The following is a 20,847-nucleotide window of genomic DNA, read 5'->3' on the forward strand; positions in this document are numbered from 1 at the left end:
TCGACGGCTAACAGCAATCTATTCGTATAGATACTGCAGTAGCCGCGACTTTGAATTGACCCTAAGGACCATGCAGGAGAATGCTATTTTTTCGGTCATTGACACGAAAAAGAATAAGCTGAAACGAAACATCATTGCCGAACTATACCGAGCCGAGTCAGGCACCATTGCCCAGTTAGCGAATCTGATTCAAACCAGTGTACCTTCTATGACTGCCCTTATTGACGAACTGAACGTCGGCCAGTGGGTGAAGGGCATTGGCACCGGTACCGCTCAGTATGGCCGGAAACCATCCCTGTTTGCTCTTTCCCCTTCCCCCTACGCTACCGTTGTGGTCGATAGTACGGTTCATGATACAAAACTAGTGGTTTTCAACCTGGCCAATCAGGTGCTGCACCGGGTCGACTTGCCCCTGCGACTGGCAAACTCCATCTCGTTTCTGGACAATCTGCGCGATGCCCTCACAGACCTGGCTAATCAGATTCAGGCAGACGAGCTGGTCATCATTGGGTCGGGGGTGGCCATGCCCGGTCTGGTTAACCCAATAGAAGGCATCAATCACACCTACCCCGAGGTGACCAGAAATGGCCAGTCGCTGAGTAATTTACTACAATCGATATTCGATGCTCCCGTATTTCTGATCAACGATACCAAGGCCATGCTGGTGGGCGAACACCGTTTTGGGCTGGCTCAGGGGAAAAACTTCGTATTGTCGATTAACATCGACTGGGGCATTGGGTTAGGCGTTATCACCAACGGAGCCATTTTGCAGGGAATGGCTGGTTTTGCGGGTGAGTTGGGGCATATTCAGATGAAAACCGACGGTGAATTATGCACCTGTGGTAAAATAGGCTGTCTGGAAACGGTAGCTTCGGCTTCATCATTGATAAGGCGGGCAAAGGAAGGGCTGCGGGAAGGCCGGATATCCGCCCTGGCCGAACGGCACCCGGATACCATCGGTATCGAACTGATTATCGAGAAAGCCAATGCTGGTGATGCCTTTTGTATTGACCTGCTCAACGATGTAGGCAGTGAGTTAGGTCGGGGTCTGGCTACCGCCGTCCATCTGTTCAATCCCGAACTGATTATTGTCAATGGGGTGCTGGCCAAAGCAACCCGAGCAATCACCCGGCCTATTGAACAGGCCATTGCAAAATATTCATTGCTGAATTATCGGGACAACCTGTCCATAGAACTGTCGCTACTGGGTGAGATGGCCAAACTGTACGGTACGCAGGCGTATATTCTCCAGAATCTGCTCGATCTGGAATATATTCCCTGATCATCAGTCTGGCATTACGTCAAAGGATACTGGCTATTCTCTTTGCTGTAGCTGGCGGTACTCCTCCATAAATGGATTGGTGGGTTGTAAGTCGCACTCCGAGCACAGGGCCGAAAGCTGCTGGCTCCAGAGTATCAACCGGGCATCTTCTTCCGGCTGGCATTCGGTATTATATCCTTTCAGATAAACGACAAATGCCGTAGTCTCCTCACCCGGCCAGCCTTTGCCCCATACGGTCAGGAATTTATCCTCCGTTTGGATACATACCCGGAACTGGCTCACGGGCTTGCTTACACCCGGCCCAAATTTTCGGGTAAAATCCCGGCTCAACGGTTCCATATAGTCACAATCAATCCGGAATAAGCGATCATCGTAGAAGTGTAACACAAGGTTGGTTATAGGAATGCCCTCCACTATCACCCGAGATGCGGTAAACGTACGAACATGGTTGCACACCAGCGCCAGCGTTCCCTTGACCAGAGGTTGCTCTTGTTCCCTGAAATCGGCCGCGTCGAGTGAATCGACCGTAATAAGGCCAGGAACGTAGTGTGCTAACCCAATAACCTTATTTACCTGAGCCCTACTTGTTTGGGGCAGGCTAAGCATCAACCAAAGCAAGTATTTTATCGGGCTTCTCATTCGGATGATTGACTTATGCGCAAAAAAATGGGGCAGTAGATTACTGCCCCATTTTTTATGCTCTTACATTCATTTATTTCGCTTTCAGGTAGGCGAATGGAATAATCATTTCCTCCAGCGATACACCCCCGTGCTGAAAGGTATTTCGGTAGTGATTCACGTAATAATTGTAATTGTTAGGGTACGCAAAGAAGTAGTCTTCCAGCGTAAAGACGTAGGCCGTCGATACGTGCGGTTTGGGCAGAAAGAGCCGCTCCGGCTTACGTCCCACAAACAGGTGGTTATCCTCAAAGCCCAGGTTTTTGCCCTGCTTATAGCGAAGGTTGGTGTTTGTTTCCCGATAGCCCACAATTTTAGCCGGTTTCTGCACTCGAATCATGCCGTGGTCGGTGGTGATAATCATCCGGCCCCCCTTATTGGCAATTCGCTGAATAAACTCCAGCAGGGGTGAGTGCATAAACCACGACCGGGTAAGGGAGCGGTAAGCCGATTCATCGGGGGCCAGTTCTTTAATCATGGCCATGTCTGTACGGGCGTGCGACAGCATATCCACGAAGTTGTATACCACTACATTCAACTGATTCTGGAGGAGGTTATTGAAGTTATCGACCAGTGATTTACCCTGATTGACATTCAGAATCTTATGGTACGACATCTTGATATTCAACCGGCTCTGGTCGAGTTGCCGCTGCAGAAACTCGCTTTCGTGGTTGTTCAGGCCCTCATCTTCACTATCGTCGTTGACCCATAAATCGGGATGTTTGCGCTCCATTTCGCTGGGCATCATCCCCGAAAAAATAGCGTTACGGGCAAAACTGGTCGTTGTGGGTAGAATCGAGTAATAAGAGGACTCTTCCTCCACCGTAAAGTATTCCGCCAGCAGGGGTTGGATAATTTTCCACTGGTCATAGCGCAGGTTATCCACCAGGATAAAAAAGAGTGGGGAATCCGTATCACCCGCCTGATTCAGCAAGGGAAACACCTTCTTCCGCATCAACTGGTGCGACATGACCGGGCTCTCCATCTTGGGGTCGTTCAGCCAGTCTTCGTAGTTGTCGATAACGAACTTGCAGAACTCCGAGTTGGCCTCGCTCTTCTGCATGTTCATCACTTCCAGCATACTTTTGTCCTGGGATTCATCCAGTTCCAATTCCCAGTATATCAGCTTTTTGTATACATCGGTCCATTCGTCGAAATCCATCCGGTCGTTATACTGCATGGATATATTCCGGAAATCCTGCTGGTACCCAATGTTCGTGCGTTCGGTAACGAGCCGCTTGTTGTCCAGTATTTTTTTAACCGACAGTAAAATCTGATTCGGGTTGAGGGGTTTGATGAGGTAATCGGCGATTTTGGAGCCGATGGCTTCCTCCATGATGTGCTCTTCCTCACTCTTGGTAATCATGACTACCGGCAGGTTGGGGCGTATCTGCTTGATCTGCGAGAGCGTTTCCAGGCCCGTCATACCCGGCATCATTTCATCCAGAAAGACAACGTCGTAGTTTGCCTGTTCTACCTGATCCAGCGCGTCGGCGCCACTGTTGACGGGGGTAACGTCGTACCCTTTATTTTTAAGAAACAGAATATGGGGTTTCAGGAGATCTATTTCATCATCAGCCCAGAGTATCGAGTAATTTTGCATGTGCTCAGTGAGTAGTTTATAAAAGGGATTGTGGCTAGCCCACAGAAAAAGCGGGTAACGTAAATCCTTATTTGTTTAACATCAAACGTCTACTTGTGTTCGGAAAGATCGGGCGGGCCCTGTTTTTAACAAGATTTAACAGGGGTATGAAGGTGCTGAATTCAGTACAGATCACTTATTTTTTTAGGAATTGCGTTCTGATAGCATACCTGCTTTCCGCTAAATTTGCCTTAATTTTAGGACTTGGGTCGTTACTATACCATACCGACAGTCTATTGGGACTTAACACCCGCTGGTATCAGACCCTATTGTATTTACCCTATGAAAAATTATTCTGTCTGCGGTGCCGTATTTCTCCTTATCGGCTTTATGCACGTCATTTCTGTTCGGGCCTTTACCGTTCCCACGAACAGAAGGCCCGTTACTGACTCCGTTGGCATTGAGAAAATAGACGGTAAACGATTCATCCTGCATCGGGTGGACGAAGGCCAGACGCTGTATGCCGTTGCCCGTCGGTATGGCCGGTCGGTAGCCGACATAAAAGCCGCTAACCCCGACATGGCCGACGCGCTTCGGTATGATCAGGTTATCAGAATTCCAATTCCTGATGGTGCATTGAGCAAGAAGGAAGAGAAGAAGATCGACAAAGCAATAAAGAAACAGGAAAAGGAAGAAAAGAAACAGGCCTCGACCGAGAACGATGCGAAGAAGTCCAGCGACCCGGCCAAAGCCGGTATCCACGTGGTAGAAACGGGCCAAACGCTGTACAGTCTGGCCAGTCGTTATGGTGTATCGCAATCAGACTTACGGAAGTGGAATAACCTCTCCGGCGATAACGTCCTGATTGGGCAGGCGTTGATTGTATCCGAAAAGGCCTATCAGGACCGCAACCCCTCCTCGCCCGCCGATACACCAGCCCGACCAACATCGCCAACTCCGTCCCGCCCAACCGAAACCCGCACTAACGAACCCAAAACCGTTCCTGCCGCCACCCCCAAACCAACCGAACCCCATACCAGCGAACCCAAAACCGTTCCCCCAGCCGACCCTAAACCGACCCGGCGAAATGAACAGGGTTCCGGAACGGACGAGTCGGTCAGCAAAAATACGCCCGCAACAACAACACCGACAACAGCAACACCGAAGCCAGCCGAGCCTGAAATAGAGTCCCCACGTCCCGGCAATGATGCCCCTATGCCCACCCGTGGTCGGCGGGTATCGACCAGCGGAGTGGCCGAAATGATTGAAGGCAGCGGATCGGGCAAATACCTGGCGCTGCATCGCAGTGCCCCCATTGGCACGCTGGTACAGGTCCGGAATGAGTTTAACAACCAGAGTATGTGGGTAAAAGTGATTGGTCGGCTGCCAGACACGGGTGTCAACGACAAGATTCTGATCAAGCTCTCCTCCCTGGCGTTCACGAAACTTTCGCCCGAGGATCGGCGTTTTCGGGCTGAGGTAAGTTACATTAGTCGTTAATCAATAAGTAGTCATTGCGCCTGGCGATTCCGACTAATCACTCATGGCTATTTGGTTGTTATACCAGTAATGAACGCTAACCGTAATGACCCCTAACAAAATGCCCAACGACCAATCAATCAACGTAATGGAAACGAAAGAAGAACGCATTGCCCGCCGTCACCGGGAACGCGATGAGCAAATGAAAGCCTCACCGGGTTATGTAACGTTCAGCATTATGTTTACGCTGGCTTACCCGTTCATTGCCGTATTCACCTTCATTATGTCGACATTACTGAACGTATTTTCCGGTATTTCGAGAGCACTGGCGTGGGTAGTTAGCGGAGGAAAAAGCAAGTGAATGATTACGCATCCGTAAAAGAGTTTTTAGATGCGAAGGCCGACCAATACAATCGGCCTTCCTTTATTGACCGCGACCCCATCAGCATTCCGCACCGATTTAGTCAAAAGCAAGATATCGAAATCATGGGGTTCTGGGCCGCCGTACTGGCGTGGGGTCAGCGGCCGGTTATTCTGAAGAAAGCGGATCAACTGGTTACTCTCATGGATGGCTCGCCCTACGACTTCGTCCTCAACCACCAGGAAAGTGATTTAAAGCGATTTCTGTCGTTCAAACACCGCACCTTCAACGCTACTGACGCGCTGTATTTTCTGCACTTCTTCCGCCAGTATTACCAGAAAAACGACTCCCTGGAGGACGCGTTTCTACCTGCCCAACTACACGCCAACTCGTTGACAAAGACCGCTTTAGTTACCAACACCGTTGAGCAGGGGCTAATCGCGTTCCATGACCGGTTTTGTGGCCTCACCGACTTTTTCCCCGAACGTACCCGCAAGCATATTGCCACACCCGCCCGTAATTCGTTGTGCAAACGGCTGTTAATGTTTTTACGGTGGATGGTTCGGCGGGATGACAGGGGAGTTGACTTTGGTTTGTGGACGCGCCTGCAACCCAACCAATTATTGATACCTATCGATGTTCACGTGAACCGGGTGGCCCGGCAACTGGGGTTACTTACCCGTACTCAGACGGACTGGAAAGCCACGCTGGAGCTAACCGAAAACCTCCGGCTTTTCGATGCCAACGACCCGGTACGATACGATTTTGCCCTGTTTGGCTTAGGCGTTGAAGGGGAATTATAGCGTCGGGCATTCCCTTCTTTTTTGCCCATTCGCTATATTCAGCAAACAATAGGTAACCGGGCAGGATTATACTGGTAGCCACCAAAGCTTACTAGTTTATGCCCTTTACGATCACGACCCAGCCGTTTGGTACCCTGCCAACCCACACGGATCCCCTCATCGAGTATGTGCTCGAACACACAGAAACGGGTGAATTCCTCGCCGTCATTCCCGAGTTTGGTGCTGTCCTTCGTCGGCTGGTACTCAGAAAGGGACACCACCTGTTTGCGCTGATCGAAGCACCCGATTCCCCGCAGGCACTGGTGGCAGATGAGAGCTACGCCAGCGCGTTCCTTTACCCGTTTCCCAGTCGTATTCGACACGGGATTTACTCGTTCGATGGGGAAGATTACGCGCTCAAAATGAACGAAACGCATCGTGATAACGCCCTACACGGCTTTGTGCATCGACAGCCCTTTTCGGTAGTGAGTCAGGAGGCAACCGATACCTATGCGCAGCTTGTTTTACGGTACGATTATGCCGGTGATACCTTTGGCTATCCTTTCCCCTTCGCGCTGACGGTAACGTATCAACTGGTGCAGGCCAACCGATTGGAATATGGCAGCTCGTCAGCTACGGACAGGATGTGTGCCCTCAGGATTAGCTATACAGCTCAGAACATGGGCTTGACCCGCGCCCCGGCCGCTTTCGGCTGGCATCCCTACTTTACATTCATCGAGAATAAGGAAACAACGCGTGAACTAGTCGACAATCTGACGATTTCCTTACCGGCTCACAGTCCAATTGAATTAGACGAGAACCTGCTTCCAACGGGCAAGGGAGTCGCCCAACCAGAAGAAACCCTGCGTCTGCACGAACGGGAGCTGAACAATGTTTTCCTCATCGAGCCGGTTCAGAATCAGGCTTATTCAGAAACCGTTCTTCAGTCAAGCAAAACGGGGGCGCGGCTCATTGTGGGGCAGCAAACCGGAGAAGGTAAACTCAACTACTTGGTTTGCTACACGCCACCCCGGCGGGATAGCATTGCCATTGAGCCCCTGACTGCCAATGTGGATGCGTTCAATAACGGGGAGGGATTAGCGATTCTCGATCCCGGTGGTATACTTTCCGGTTCGATGTGGGTTCGGCTGGATTGACGCCGGTTCAGATCCGAAAAGAGGCCCTGGGAAAGATGTTGTCTGTCAACATCTTTCCCAGGGCCTCTTTCGCTCACGTCCTCTACACATGCCTTAGTACGTCAATCAGAGAGACCGGATTTTTATATTACGAAACCATACGGTACTACCCCAATCCTGCAAGCCAATCCGGCCAGTGAACTGGCCTTTACTAATGGGAGCATCCTTCAATTTACTCTCGGCAACCCGTTTTTTCCAGTCTTCACTCGTCAAATCATGCTCCTGAATACTGAATCCATTCAGTGACACGTTCATTTTATTCTTTTTGAGGACAAACTGCACCTTGTTCCATCCACCCACTGGTTTCAACTCCCGAACGCGGGCATTGGCCACGCTGAAGAAATCACCCGCCCGGTGCTTGTTTTCATTCGCGCCTTCGTAGATGGCATCGTCCAGCACCTGAAGTTCCAGCCCGGTATCGAAAATATTTTTGTACTGCGGGCTTTCCTGCACGAAAAAGAAAATCCCGCTATTGGTAAACCGTTCTACTTTCCACTCGGCCGTAAATTCAAAATCACCGGTAAACACCGCATCTGTTACCAGATCACCCCCGTCGGGGGCTTTGTTCCCTACCCGGTTTGGCACATTCAATTTCAATGTACCCTGCTCGATTTGCCAGGAAGGGCCAGGCTTTTTTCCGCCGTATACATGCCATCCGCGAGTATCCCGCCCATCGAAAAGCAACTTCCAGCCGGCCTTCTTTTCCTGAGCCGACAACGTGTTGAGGGATTGTCCCTGAACGTCCGGGAACGCCAGACAACTAAATAAGCTAATGAATAGAATAGAATAGCGCATAGGGCTTAGTGGGTTTAGTAGTATAATTAATCAATAAAGGCCGGTTATCAGCCGGGCTATCTGTTCCAGTCCGCTGGCATCGGTTTCAGTAAAATCATTTAGTTGATCGCTATCAACATCCAAAACCATCTGCACCTGTCCGGCTTGGTCGAATACGGGCACCACTATCTCTGATTTCGACGCTGAACTGCACGCAATATGGCCGGGGAACTCCTCAACATCGGGCACTACTATCGTTTCTCCGCGTGTATAAGCGGCCCCGCATACCCCTTTCGAAAACGCGATACGGGTACAGGCGACGGGCCCCTGAAAAGGACCCAGCACTAGTTGATTCTCTTTATTCAGGTAGAAGCCAACCCAGAAAAAACCAAAAGCTTCTTTAAGGGCAGCAGCAATATTGGCCAGATTAGCCACCATATCGGTTTCACCGGCAACCAGCGCGGCCAGTTGTGGCACCAGACTATCGTAAATAGCCTGCCGGTCCGTCGTTTGGGGTATAAACAGCGTTTCAGCCATGTAGTGTTAAACAAAAAAGATGCTCATCCGGAACCCAGATGGGTTTTAATTTCGGGTAAAAAACTGAATCAGCACAATGCTGAACGTTGTAAATAACGTACTGGCTCCTACCCGTATAAGCGTGGGAATGAACAAAGTTAAGCTACTGGCCTCAATGAAAAACAGGGCAGTGTGATGGATTAGGGCCAGGATAAACACGTAACGAAAAAACGCACCCGTACCTAACTCATTAAGCGAAAATTCAATTCTTGACTCCAGTCCCGGCACATCAATTTGAGAACGCACCACCAGTGGTCGGCAAAAGGCCATCAATACCGTAGCTGCTGCGTGCATGCCGGGGGTATTGTAAAATATATCCACCACAAAACCCGTCGCAAAGGCAATCAGCAGCAGCCAGGAAAAACTGGTTTCGTTTGGCAGGAGCAGAATACAGGCAATGTAAATAAAGCAAAAGGCGTAATCGAACAAAACCAGGTTTCTGACCAGCAAAATCTGTAGCGTTAAATAAAGCAGGAAGAGAAAAGCAGTCGATACGATTTCGCGAAAGGTCATTTGTACAGTTAGTTTGTTGCTCGTCGTTTGGTGTTTGTTGTTGCTGGCGTGCCATGAACGACAACCATCAAACGATAAACTAAAAACTCATTTCTCGTTTTCAACTTTTTTCTCCAGTTGGCCCTGTTCAACCTGTAGCCGGTTTTCTACCACGTAGACGAAGGCCAGATTGCTGAAATTCGTGGCCAGATCGAGGGTAATGTCATGAAAGGTCTGGTTCGGCTGTATACCCACCGAACGAACACGTCCTACCAGAATACCCGGAGGAAAGGTCAGGTTAAAACCCGACGTCACAACAGAATCTCCCTTACTAACAGGTTTGTGGCTTGGAATATCCTCCAGCTTTATCAGGTTTGGGTCAACCCCATCCCACTTGGCCGAACCAATCTCTCCGGCCTTAACCAGTTGGGAGGATATCAGATATTCGGAGTGGAGAATGGACGTAATAATGGAGAAATGCTGATTGCAAATTTTCACCTTTCCCACCACGCCCGTTGGCGAAATAACGCCCATACCGGGGTGGATGCCATCATCAGTACCTTTGTCTATTGTAATGTAATTATTGGCCAGTTGCGTCGTGTTGTTAACCACTTTGGCCACCGTAAACTTGAACCGGTCGGCAAAGACAGAATCGGCCTGATACATAGCCGGGGCCGGGGGGCGGTTTTGCAGTAATTGGGTTAACCGATTATTGAGCAGTTCATTTTCCTGTGCCAGTTCCGCATTCACCTGTCGCAGATTTGTGTATTCATTTACTGTATTGGACCATGCCAACACCTGAGCCGCGTACCGGTTCGAGGTGTTGAAATAGGTCGCACTCCAGTAGTTATTGCTGCTGATGATGAAGTAAAAACTGAGCACTTCCAGCAACACAAACAGAATGAAGTTCCGGCTTCGAAAAAAAAAGTCAACTAACTCTCCCATTTAGTGTAAGCGGGCGGCCGGGCAAATCGAATGAATTAACTAATTAATACGGACCGGTACATTTCCAGGTTCTTGATAACTTCACCCGTCCCTTTTACTACGGCTTTGAGGGGGTCATCGGCCACGTGAATAGGCAGTTTTGTTTTGGCACCCAGCCGCTTATCCAGCCCATGCAGTAGGGCACCGCCCCCCGTCAGGTGAATACCGTTGGTATAAATATCAGCCGACAACTCCGGTGGCGAAATTTCGAGCGCCTTCATGGTAGCCTCTTCAATTTTCGAGATGGATTTGTCGAGGGCGTACGCAATTTCACTGTAGGTAACCTTAATCTCCTTAGGAATGCCGGTCATCAGGTCACGACCACGGATTTCGTAATCGGCCGGTGGGTTGTCGAGTTCGGGGAGAGCCGACCCTACTTCCATTTTAATTTGCTCGGCAGACCGTTCGCCAATGAGCAGGTTGTGCTCCCGGCGCATGTAATCCACAATATCACGGGTAAACACATCACCCGCAATTCGGATAGACTGTTCACAGACGATACCCGACAGGGCAATAACCGCGATTTCCGTGGTTCCCCCACCAATGTCCACAATCATGGTTCCATTGGGTTGAGTAATATCAATACCGATACCGATAGCCGCAGCAATTGGCTCGTGTACCATGTATACTTCTTTGGCTCCGGCATGCTCAGCCGAGTCTTTAACGGCCCGCTTCTCTACCTCCGTAATGCCCGACGGGATACAAATAACCATCCGGTGCGACGGAGAAAACAGCTTGCTACCCGTGTCGATCATCTTGATCATACCCCGAATCATCAGCTCGGCAGCGGTAAAGTCGGCAATGACGCCGTCTTTTAATGGACGAATAGTTTTAATATTTTCATTGGTCTTTTCGTGCATTTGCATAGCCTTATGGCCAATAGCCAGCACTTTGCCGCTGACTTTGTCCATCGCAATTATCGAAGGCTCATCCACCACAATCCGATCCTTATGAATAATCAAGGTATTCGCCGTGCCCAGGTCAATCGCTATGTCGCTGGTTAAAAAATTGAAAAGTCCCATTCTAGGTCGGCGCAGAACGCCTTGTTACAAGTACTGGTTTATTGAAATGTGTGCAAAAATATAGATTATTAATCAGAATGATGAATGATGAATGGTGAATGATGAGACAAGAACACATGATAAACCTATCATTCATAACGCATCATTCATCATTCATCATTAAAATTAGCCTTACTTTTGTACTACTATGGGAATTCGGTCGGTCGTTAGTAAGCCATTGGCCCGGTGGGTGGTGGAGCGTCAACAAAGCTGGATGTATCAGGCGGGCGAAGCGCAACAACGCTGGCTCAAGCGGTTGATAGCTGGTGGCCAGGACACTGTTTTTGGCCGCGATCATCGATTCAGGGACGTACAGACCATTCAGGAGTTTAGGCAGGCGGTTCCGGTTCGGGATTACGAAGACCTGAAACCGTACATTGAACAGATACTGGCTGGTGATTCCGATGTTCTCTGGAAAGGGAAACCACTCTATTTTGCTAAAACCTCCGGTACTACATCGGGTACCAAGTACATTCCTATTACGCAGGATTCTATTCCCAACCATATTAACTCGGCCCGCGATGCGCTGCTGAATTATATTGACGAAACGGGAAATAGTGGGTTTCTGGATGAAAAATTAATCTTTTTGTCCGGCAGCCCGGAGCTAACCCAGCAAGCTGGTATTAATATTGGGCGATTGTCGGGTATTGTCAATCACCACGTTCCTGCTTACCTGCGTACCAACCAGATGCCCAGCTACGAAACCAACGTCATCGACGACTGGGAAACCAAGCTGGAGCGCATCATCGACGAAACCATCGACCAACCCATGTCCCTGATTTCGGGGATTCCGCCATGGGTGCAGATGTACTTCGACCGGATTCAGGCGCGTACCGGCAAGCTGATTAAAGACGTGTTTCCTGACTTTTCGTTGTTTGTGTACGGCGGGGTCAATTTTGAACCCTACCGGGCTAAATTGTTCGAGAGTATTGGTAAACGGATCGACTCTATAGAAACCTACCCGGCTTCCGAGGGCTTCATCGCATTTCAGGACAGCCAGACCGAAGAAGGGCTCTTGATGCTGTTGGACAGCGGTATCTTTTTTGAGTTCATTGCCGCCGATGAGTACTTCGCCGAAAACCCACGCCGACTAACGATTGAGGAAGTGGAGTTGGGTAAAAACTACGCGGTTATTGTCAACAATAACGCTGGCTTGTGGGGCTATTCTCTCGGCGATACGGTCAAGTTTGTGTCGCGGGACCCCTACCGATTGCTGGTAACGGGGCGCATCAAGCACTTCATCTCGGCTTTTGGCGAGCACGTTATTGGAGAAGAGGTAGAAAAAGCCCTGAAAGATGCCATGCAGAAACACCCCGAAACGGAAGTGGTGGAGTTTACCGTAGCACCCATGGTCAGCCCGAACGAGGGTCTCCCCTACCACGAGTGGCTGGTGGAATTTGCCACGCCCCCCCATGACCCAGTCGCCTTCACCCGTGACTTGGATAACCGGTTAATTGAATTGAACGTATATTACAGCGACCTCATTACCGGCTCCATCCTGCAACCGCTGAAACTAACGAGCTTACCACGCGGAGCCTTTCAGCGTTACATGAAAGCGCAGGGAAAACTAGGCGGACAGAATAAAGTGCCACGCCTGGCCAATGACCGAAAGATTGTGGACGGGTTAGTGGCGATAATGCACAACGCATAATGGATACTATAAAATGAAAATAACCGGCATCGAGATTGGCAAATACCGTCAGTTCAAAAATATAAAGTTTGATTTCACCTATCCGGCTGACCATGAGAAAGCAGGTCAACCTTTGGAGAAAGTGTGTTTTATCGGGCAAAGTGGTACGGGGAAGACTACGTTACTCAATGTAATATTTGATTTCTTTCAGGTTGTAAATGATGGCTATCAAATATTAAATAACAGGTTTTCGATTTCTTCCGTTACCCATTACAACGCTTTCAAGGAAAATCTTTCTGTATCCGCTCTAATTGACAATCAACAAATTTCTTTCAGTTCAAAACACATACGAAACCCTACAGATTTTTTCATAAATAACAACAAAGATATTGCAGGAAGTAGCTTAGACTGGATGAAAAGTCTAGACATACTTGAACTAATAAAATTACATAAAAAACTCTGCTTATACATCGATGATTCTTCGGCGAATCATGCGTACACTCTTACTGGGGACAGAAACGAAATCGGAAATAGACCATATCTTACTAGCACCGACGAAATTTTCCTTGCCAATGAAAAACGTGAAGAGTTTATAAATAAGATAGAACAATCAAAAGTAATGTCTTTGCATTCATTAGATGGTCGTTATCTATGGTCTTATCTATTAGGTGATATTGAAAAATACGACGAAAGTTTAAAAAAAATCGCGATTGACCTCATTCAGAAGAATGGTAGTTTTTCCCCTGATCGCTTGACAAAAAACTTAACCAAATGGCAGGAAGAAAACCCAAATCCTAAAGTTTCTTTAGCTACTGAATGTTTGAACCCGATTTTAGAAAATTTCTTTCTAGAAGTCGATACAGAAGGAACTGAAGCACTGATAGTTATTAGAACGAAGAATGGCAATCAACTGCAATACAATGGTTTGAGCACAGGAACTAAGCAGTTATTAGTAACAGCTATCCCAATTTATAAAGGCCAAGTCGATAGAGGAGTTGTTCTCTTCGACGAACCCGAACGCTCACTATTTCCAGACATCCAGCGTATTCTAATCAAACATTACACTTCTCTTGCTCCCGAAGCCCAATTCTTTTTCGCGACACACTCACCCATTGTGGCATCAGCCTTTGAACCTTGTGAGCGGTTCATCTTATATTTTGATGAAAACGGCGAGGTCAAGTTTCATAATGGCGTTGCACCCGAAGGTGATGACCCGAATGATATTTTAAGACAGGATTTTGGCATGGAACCGCTCATGCTTGATAAAGGTGTGGAGGAGTATCAGCGTTACCTCGATTTGAGTACAAAAATCCTGAATGAGGCAAATGTTGATCGTCGTATGGAATTGATTGCAGAGCGTTCAGTAATTGGAAATAAGTATAATTTCTCTGTGACGAATTCTGATGAAACGAATTAATAAAAAGACTGATTCACTCATCGTTAAAGAAGAGTTAACGTATAAGAGAGGAGATAACAGCCGTATCGCCCAACTGCTAAAAGCGGAGCAGAATAACATTTGCGCTTATACTGAAGAATATCTTGGTCGGGCCGATAAAGCGGAAATAGAACATTTTGACCCAACGCTTAAATCAATAGACCGTGATGGTTATCAAAACTGGTTTTTAGTAAAAGCGCAGTGGAATAACGAGAAGGGAAGCACGGCACGTTGGAAAAGACATCAACCACTTATATATCCTACAGCTATAGATTTTGAAGCACGTATTTTGTACGATAACGGAAATTATATATTAGCTGACGAAAATGATATTGAGGCCCGTAATTTGAGGACTTACTTAAAACTTGATGATGCAAAATTAGCAGAACAACGCGTTTTTTATATTCAGCGTTTGAAAGAAGAAATTAAGCTATCAGGGTTGACAAGTCAGGAGTTTATTAATTGGCGCTTATCGAATTCCCCTTACCAAAGCACAATTTACTACATCCGCGCTATTGAAGAAGAATTAAATGTTAAAGTCAATTTTGACTTGTTGAAAAATACATGACTGACATAAAAAAACGCCACATCGCCATTCTCGGTTCAACCGGTTCAATCGGGACACAGGCTGTGGAGGTGATAAAGGCCCACCCCGACCGGTTTCAGGTGGAGGTGCTCACAACCAACAACAACGCCGAATTACTGATTCAACAGGCCATCGAACTCAATCCGAACGTAGTGGTCATCTGTAACCAGGACCGGTACGATCAGGTGTTTTCGGCCCTCGACCCGCTAGGCGTAAAGGTGTATGCCGGGGCTAACAGCATTGCCTCCGTGGTGCAGATGGATACCATCGATATGGTGCTGACCGCGATGGTTGGTTATGCCGGTTTGCTACCGACTATCAAAGCCATTGAAGCAGGAAAAGCCATTGCGCTGGCCAACAAAGAAACCCTAGTAGTGGCGGGCGAGCTAATCACCCGGCTAGCGGCTCAGAAAGGAATAAATATTTACCCCGTCGATTCCGAGCATTCTGCCATATTTCAGTGTCTGGTTGGTGAGTTTCACAACCCGATTGAGAAGATTATTTTAACGGCGTCGGGTGGGCCGTTCAGGGGCAAATCGCGGGAGTTTTTATCGACCGTCACGAAAGCGCAGGCGCTCAAACACCCCAACTGGACCATGGGAGCCAAGATTACCATTGATTCTGCTACCCTGATGAATAAAGGGCTGGAAGTAATCGAAGCGAAATGGCTGTTCAACCTCCGGGCGGAGCAGATTGATGTGGTGGTCCACCCGCAAAGCATTGTTCATTCGCTGGTGCAGTTTGAAGATGGGAGCTTGAAAGCCCAGATGGGTCTACCCGATATGCGGCTACCCATTCAGTTTGCGCTGGGGTATCCAAATCGACTGAAGTCTGATTTTCCGCGTTTCAACTTTATGGATTATCCGTCCCTCACCTTCGAGCAGCCTGACCTGAAAACGTTCCGTAACCTGCAACTGGCTTTCGATGCGCTTGACCGGGGTGGCAATGCCGCCTGCATCATTAATGCCGCTAATGAAGTGGCGGTAGATGCCTTTCTGCACGATCAAATCAGTTTCCTGGAAATTTCGGATTTAATCGAATCCTGTCTTTCCAAAGCTACTTTTGTGCAAAATCCTGCTTACGACGATTACGTGAGTACGGATCAGGAAGTGCGTCGGCTAGCTACGGAGCGAATTAAAACCTTCGTTTAGCTGTTTGTATTATATCGCTCACGCACAGCGTTTTTATTGTTGTTGCGTACTCAAATCGGTAATTTTTTAGTAGTTCATTTATTGTTGCCGTTCCGACTGCATCGATTTACACGTGTTAAATAAGGTTAAAAACTTGTCTTATCCTGGTTCTGAATAAATGGAAATTTTAATAATGGCAGGACAACTCATTCTGGGTTTGTCCATCTTAGTTGGTTTACACGAGTTAGGGCACCTGCTGGCAGCCAAAGCATTTGGCATGCGGGTAGAGCAGTATTTTATCGGGTTCCCACCCAAAGTATTCAGCATTAAACGGGGTGAAACCGAATACGGCATAGGGGCTATTCCGCTGGGTGGCTTCGTGAAAATTTCCGGCATGATTGACGAATCACTGGATACGGCCCACACCGATACCGAACCTAAGCCCTACGAATTCCGGGCCAAACCAGCCTGGCAACGACTCATCGTAATGCTCGGCGGCATTATCGTCAATGTACTAGTGGGTATCATGATTTTCGTGATCTTAGCCTACAAAAACGGTAATACATACCTGGCTGCCAGTGATGCTAAATACGGTATTGTAGCCTACGATCTGGCAAAAAGCATTGGCCTGCAAACGGGCGACAAAATCGTGAAAGTGAATGGTAAACCCATCACCGACTTCAACGAGATTCGCAGTTCCGACGTCTTTTTAGGCAATAACAGTTCCTACACTGTTGACCGGAATGGCAAGCTGATTGACATTTATATTCCCAACGATTTTGTTGATAAACTGGCGGACAAAAAAGCTACCGGCCAATTCATTGAACCCATCGAGCCGTTCAAGGTAGCGGAGCTGGTGCCGGGTCAGCCAGCCGCGAAAGCAGGATTGAAAGCGGGTGATATCATTACCAGCATCAACGGTACGCCAATCCAGTTTTATCACGAATTCACGGACATTGTGAAGCCCCTGAAAGGTAAACCACTCACCCTGGGAATCAACCGAAACGGCCAGCCCGTTACGCTCAGCATAACCACCACCGCCGAGGGTACCATTGGTTTCTACCCGGAGTTTCTGCTGCCCATAACTAAACAGGACTACACGTTTGGTGAAGCCCTGAGCGTGGGTACGCAAAAAGCATTTCAGGTTGTTTACGATAACATCAAAGGGTTCGGCAAGATATTCCGGGGGGAAGTTTCGGCTTCCAAAGCCCTCAGTGGCCCAATTGGGATTGCTCAGAATCTGTTTGGCGGTATCTGGGTCTGGGATCGTTTCTGGACCGTAACGGGACTGCTCTCTATGGCCCTTGCCTTCATGAATGCGCTGCCCATCCCGGCGCTCGATGGTGGCCACGTCACCATCCTGAGTTACGAGATCATTTCGGGCCGTAAACCGTCTGACCGCTTCCTGGAAGGTGCCCAGAAAGTAGGTATGGTTCTATTACTCGGCCTGATGGCCTTCGCTATATTTAACGATGTTCTTAAGGCTGTTTTTTAAAGAGTTTGGTCAGAAAGTAAGCAGACTTTTACAACGAAGGAAACGGGAAGCGTTTCCTTCGTTGCGCTTGTGCCTGCAATTTTCTGGCTTCTGTATGTTGCTTATTAGCCTGACCGCCAGTCACTCCCGGCACGAATTTCACGCCAGCGTTACCAAAATGGAGTATAATGCTAAAGAACAGGTGTTTGAAATTAGCATACGGATATTTACGGATGACTTTGAAAAAGCTCTTTCGGCAGCCTCAAACAGCAAAGTCAACCTGAACGACGCTTCCGGTCGCGCAACGGATAAAAATGACCCACTAATTGAGCAATACGTTCAGGCACATTTTCGCTTTTTGACGCCACAGAAGCAAACAAAACCCGTTAAGTACGTTGGGCACGAAGTGGAAGCGGATGCAAATTGGCTTTATCTTGAAATGCCTTTCGCCGAGCCATTCAGGGGGGGCATGTTGAAGCAGGATGTCCTAATGGAAGCATTCGACGATCAGGTAAACATGGTCAACATTAAATACCAGGCTCAGAAAAAGACATTTGTCTTCCGTAAAAATCAGCCAGTCCATAACATTTCACTCGAATAATAAATTTACGGATTGGCAAGCATCCTAATTTATTAGTTTTGTGTACACATAATGATTATCCGGCCAAATCGTCATATATAGCACAATTGGCACAGGGCTTGCAACTACCTCATTTTCCTTGCCTTTCGGTATAACTTAGGCACCGACCCATTGTTGAAAGCTGCCAGCCTGGCAGTGTACTTATGATTTCAGAGAAAGAACTATCAACTCGTTTATTCCTGTCCGATTTTGACTCGGATAATTTAGAGATTGTCCCACTCGGTTCGCCTGAGGGGGTAGATGATGACTATGAGTTACCGGCCAGTTTACCGATCCTGCCGGTTCGCAATACGGTTTTGTTTCCGGGTATGGTTATCCCCGTCACGGTTGGACGGTCGAAGTCGATTCGTCTGGTCAAAAAAGCCTACAAAGGCAATCGAATCATTGGTGTCGTTGCCCAGCTCAATCAGCAGAAGGATGAACCCACGGCCGACGATCTGTATCGGTTCGGAACGGTAGCGTACATCATCAAGATGATTACCCTGCCAGATGGAAACATCACAATTATTATTCAGGGCAAGAAACGGTTTGAAACCGAGCAAATCATTCAGGAGGAACCGTTCATTACGGCACGGGTTCGCCAAATTGATGACTCTTTTCCGACGGTGAATAAAAAAGAGGGCAAAGCACTCCTTCAATCGCTGAAAGATGCGGCCTACAAAATTCTGCGCCTTAATCCTGAAATTCCGCAGGAAGCCCGCATTGCGCTGGACAACATCGAAAGCCCTACGTTTTTACTCCATTTCCTGTCGTCTAATATCAACGCGGAGGTAGCCGACAAGCAGCGGTTGCTGGAGTTGGCCGAAGGGAACCAGCAGGCCAATCTATTGCTGGAATACATGCTACGTGAGGTACAGTTGCTGGAACTCAAGCGCGAGATTCAATCGAAAGCGTCATCGGACCTTGATCAGCAACAGCGGGATTATTACCTGCGCCAGCAAATGAAGGTGTTGCAGGACGAACTGGGAATTGACAACCCTGACCGCGAAATTGATGAGCTTCGGATGAAGGCAGACCGTAAAAAGTGGCCAGCCGAAGTACGGACCCATTTCGACAAGGAGCTAAATAAACTGCAGCGCGTTAACCCGATGGCGCCGGAGTACCCGGTCACGATGAACTACGTTGAGTTGATGGTTGACCTTCCGTGGAATGAGTACACCAAAGACAATTTCGACCTGAAACGGGCGCAGAAAATTCTCGATGCCGATCATTTCGGGTTGGAAAAAGTGAAGGAGCGGATTATTGAATACCTGGCCGTTCTGAAACTGAAGAACGATATGAAAGCCCCGATTTTGTGTCTGTATGGCCCTCCGGGAGTTGGTAAAACATCGCTGGGAAAATCGGTAGCCAAGGCACTGGGTCGGAAATACAGCCGGATGGCGCTGGGTGGTGTGCATGACGAAGCCGAAATTCGTGGTCACCGCAAAACATACATTGGCGCCATGCCCGGCAAATTCATTCAGAACATCCGCAAATGCGGTACGGCTAATCCCGTATTTATTCTGGACGAGATTGACAAAGTAAGCTCCGATTTTCGCGGTGATCCTTCCTCGGCTTTGCTCGAAGTACTTGACCCGGAGCAGAACTCTACGTTTATGGATAACTACCTCGAGACGGAGTTCGACCTCTCGCGGGTACTGTTCATCGCCACGGCCAACTCGCTTGATACCATCCACCCCGCCCTGCGCGACCGGATGGAGATCATTGATATTGCGGGCTATACCGTTGAGGAAAAAGTGCAGATTGCGAAAAAATACCTCATCCCCAAACAACGGCAGGACCACGGCCTTAAGCCCAAAGACCTGACGATTGATGATAAAGCGATACTGCGCATCATTGAAGGCTACACCCGCGAATCGGGGGTTCGGAATCTGGAGCAGAAAATTGGTGCTTTGATTCGGAAAGTGGCTAAGTCCATCGCCATGGAGGAAGAGTATAATCACTCCATTAAGGTGGTTGACATTCCCAAACTGCTGGGTGCCGAAATCTTCGATAAAGAACTGTATGCTGACGATGATATTGCCGGCATCGTAACAGGACTGGCCTGGACGCAGGTTGGGGGCGAAATTCTGCTCATCGAATCGAGTCTGAGCCGGGGCAAGGGCGTGCTTACCCTATCGGGTCAGTTGGGCGATGTAATGAAGGAATCGGCGGTGACGGCCCTCTCCTACCTTAAAGCTCATGCCGAGGATCTAGGTATCGACTACCGGGTTTTCAGCCATTATGATTTGCATATTCACATCCCGGCGGGGGCTGTTCCCAAAGATGGTCCGTCGGCTGGTATCACCATGCTGACCTCAATGACCTCCATTTATACGCAGCGTAAGGTGAAACCTTACCTGGCTATGACGGGAGAGGTGACGTTGCGGGGAAAAGTATTACCGGTGGGTGGTATCAAAGAAAAAATTCTGGCGGCAAACCGGGCTGGTATCAAAGAAATTATTCTCTGTGCGAAGAACCGGAAAGACATTGATGAAATAAATCAGACCTACATCAAAAACCTGACGTTCCACTACGTCGAAACGGTTAATCAGGTGCTGGACATTGCTTTGTTGCCCGGTCAGGTCGGTAAACCCATGAAGTTTATCCTGCCTGATGAGGAAGCGGCTTACCGCAGAGAGCAGCCGGAGATGATGAAAGTATATTGATTGTACTACTCAGGGCAACTCCCGGGCAGAAAAGGCGGCTTTCCAGCGTTGGACGGA

The 20,847-nt window shown here is 48.4% G+C and carries 19 protein-coding genes; 12 read left to right on the forward strand and 7 right to left on the reverse strand.

Going from position 1 to position 20,847, the window contains the following annotated elements:
• Positions 1 to 70: 70 nt before the first annotated feature.
• A complete protein-coding gene (locus B156_RS0108700; RefSeq protein ID WP_018619297.1) occupies positions 71 to 1,282 on the forward strand; it encodes an ROK family protein in 1,212 nt (403 codons plus the stop codon).
• Positions 1,283 to 1,315: 33 nt separating this feature from the next.
• On the opposite strand, the gene B156_RS0108705 is transcribed toward B156_RS0108700, so the two are convergent.
• Positions 1,316 to 1,921 (reverse strand): hypothetical protein, encoded by a 606-nt coding sequence (locus tag B156_RS0108705; RefSeq protein WP_052635747.1) that lies wholly within the window; start codon positions 1,919 to 1,921, stop codon positions 1,316 to 1,318.
• Positions 1,922 to 1,994: 73 nt separating this feature from the next.
• Positions 1,995 to 3,563 carry a T9SS response regulator signal transducer PorX gene (gene porX / locus B156_RS0108710; RefSeq protein WP_018619299.1) on the reverse strand — a complete coding sequence of 523 codons (1,569 nt, stop codon included), beginning with the start codon at positions 3,561 to 3,563 and terminating at the stop codon, positions 1,995 to 1,997.
• A 321-nt stretch (positions 3,564 to 3,884) separates the two neighbouring features.
• On the opposite strand from porX, the gene B156_RS0108715 reads away from it, so the two are divergent.
• The 4 genes from B156_RS0108715 (at position 3,885) to B156_RS0108730 (ending at position 7,321) form a co-directional block, all read left to right on the forward strand.
• Positions 3,885 to 5,042, forward strand: a complete 1,158-nt coding sequence (locus B156_RS0108715) for a LysM peptidoglycan-binding domain-containing protein (protein ID WP_018619300.1) — start codon at positions 3,885 to 3,887, stop codon at positions 5,040 to 5,042.
• Positions 5,043 to 5,169: 127 nt separating this feature from the next.
• Complete coding sequence (locus tag B156_RS0108720) at positions 5,170 to 5,382, forward strand: hypothetical protein (protein WP_026260702.1); 213 nt, start codon at positions 5,170 to 5,172, stop codon at positions 5,380 to 5,382.
• Entirely contained in the window at positions 5,379 to 6,185 is an 807-nt protein-coding gene (locus B156_RS0108725; RefSeq protein WP_018619302.1) for a TIGR02757 family protein, read from the forward strand. Before B156_RS0108720 ends, B156_RS0108725 begins: the two co-directional genes overlap by 4 nt.
• A 98-nt stretch (positions 6,186 to 6,283) precedes the next feature.
• The gene (locus B156_RS0108730) at positions 6,284 to 7,321 is read left to right on the forward strand and encodes an aldose 1-epimerase (protein ID WP_018619303.1); all 1,038 of its coding nucleotides are present in this window, start codon (positions 6,284 to 6,286) and stop codon (positions 7,319 to 7,321) included.
• 105 nt (positions 7,322 to 7,426) lie between these two features.
• On the opposite strand, the gene B156_RS0108735 is transcribed toward B156_RS0108730, so the two are convergent.
• From B156_RS0108735 to B156_RS0108755, 5 genes are all read right to left on the reverse strand, one after another.
• Positions 7,427 to 8,155 carry a 3-keto-disaccharide hydrolase gene (locus tag B156_RS0108735; protein ID WP_018619304.1) on the reverse strand — a complete coding sequence of 243 codons (729 nt, stop codon included), beginning with the start codon at positions 8,153 to 8,155 and terminating at the stop codon, positions 7,427 to 7,429.
• Positions 8,156 to 8,185: 30 nt separating this feature from the next.
• Positions 8,186 to 8,671: a GAF domain-containing protein gene (locus tag B156_RS0108740; RefSeq protein ID WP_018619305.1), complete on the reverse strand. Its 486-nt coding sequence runs from the start codon at positions 8,669 to 8,671 to the stop codon at positions 8,186 to 8,188.
• Positions 8,672 to 8,716: 45 nt separating this feature from the next.
• On the reverse strand, positions 8,717 to 9,223 hold the full coding sequence (locus B156_RS0108745; protein ID WP_018619306.1) for a hypothetical protein: 507 nt from the start codon (positions 9,221 to 9,223) through the stop codon (positions 8,717 to 8,719).
• Positions 9,224 to 9,310: 87 nt separating this feature from the next.
• Positions 9,311 to 10,147, reverse strand: a complete 837-nt coding sequence (gene mreC / locus B156_RS0108750) for a rod shape-determining protein MreC (RefSeq protein WP_018619307.1) — start codon at positions 10,145 to 10,147, stop codon at positions 9,311 to 9,313.
• Positions 10,148 to 10,182: 35 nt separating this feature from the next.
• The gene (locus B156_RS0108755) at positions 10,183 to 11,208 is read right to left on the reverse strand and encodes a rod shape-determining protein (protein ID WP_018619308.1); all 1,026 of its coding nucleotides are present in this window, start codon (positions 11,206 to 11,208) and stop codon (positions 10,183 to 10,185) included.
• A gap of 187 nt (positions 11,209 to 11,395) precedes the next feature.
• Here B156_RS0108755 and B156_RS0108760 point away from each other — a divergent pair, with 187 nt between their 5' ends.
• The 7 genes from B156_RS0108760 (at position 11,396) to lon (ending at position 20,790) form a co-directional block, all read left to right on the forward strand.
• Positions 11,396 to 12,898, forward strand: a complete 1,503-nt coding sequence (locus B156_RS0108760) for a GH3 auxin-responsive promoter family protein (protein ID WP_026260703.1) — start codon at positions 11,396 to 11,398, stop codon at positions 12,896 to 12,898.
• A 13-nt stretch (positions 12,899 to 12,911) separates the two neighbouring features.
• Entirely contained in the window at positions 12,912 to 14,294 is a 1,383-nt protein-coding gene (locus B156_RS0108765; protein ID WP_018619310.1) for an AAA family ATPase, read from the forward strand.
• On the forward strand, positions 14,281 to 14,880 hold the full coding sequence (locus B156_RS0108770; RefSeq protein ID WP_018619311.1) for an HNH endonuclease domain-containing protein: 600 nt from the start codon (positions 14,281 to 14,283) through the stop codon (positions 14,878 to 14,880). Before B156_RS0108765 ends, B156_RS0108770 begins: the two co-directional genes overlap by 14 nt.
• Positions 14,877 to 16,049 (forward strand): 1-deoxy-D-xylulose-5-phosphate reductoisomerase, encoded by a 1,173-nt coding sequence (locus tag B156_RS0108775; RefSeq protein WP_018619312.1) that lies wholly within the window; start codon positions 14,877 to 14,879, stop codon positions 16,047 to 16,049. The genes B156_RS0108770 and B156_RS0108775 overlap by 4 nt, the downstream gene beginning before the upstream one ends.
• A 157-nt stretch (positions 16,050 to 16,206) precedes the next feature.
• On the forward strand, positions 16,207 to 17,523 hold the full coding sequence (gene rseP / locus B156_RS0108780; RefSeq protein ID WP_018619313.1) for an RIP metalloprotease RseP: 1,317 nt from the start codon (positions 16,207 to 16,209) through the stop codon (positions 17,521 to 17,523).
• A 94-nt stretch (positions 17,524 to 17,617) separates the two neighbouring features.
• Positions 17,618 to 18,103, forward strand: coding sequence for a DUF6702 family protein (locus B156_RS0108785; protein ID WP_245563705.1), 486 nt, complete (start codon positions 17,618 to 17,620; stop codon positions 18,101 to 18,103).
• Between the two features lie 182 nt (positions 18,104 to 18,285).
• Positions 18,286 to 20,790 (forward strand): endopeptidase La, encoded by a 2,505-nt coding sequence (gene lon / locus B156_RS0108790; RefSeq protein ID WP_018619315.1) that lies wholly within the window; start codon positions 18,286 to 18,288, stop codon positions 20,788 to 20,790.
• Positions 20,791 to 20,847: the final 57 nt, after the last annotated feature.

This window comes from Spirosoma luteum DSM 19990 (assembly GCF_000374065.1).
GTDB lineage: Bacteria > Bacteroidota > Bacteroidia > Cytophagales > Spirosomataceae > Spirosoma > Spirosoma luteum.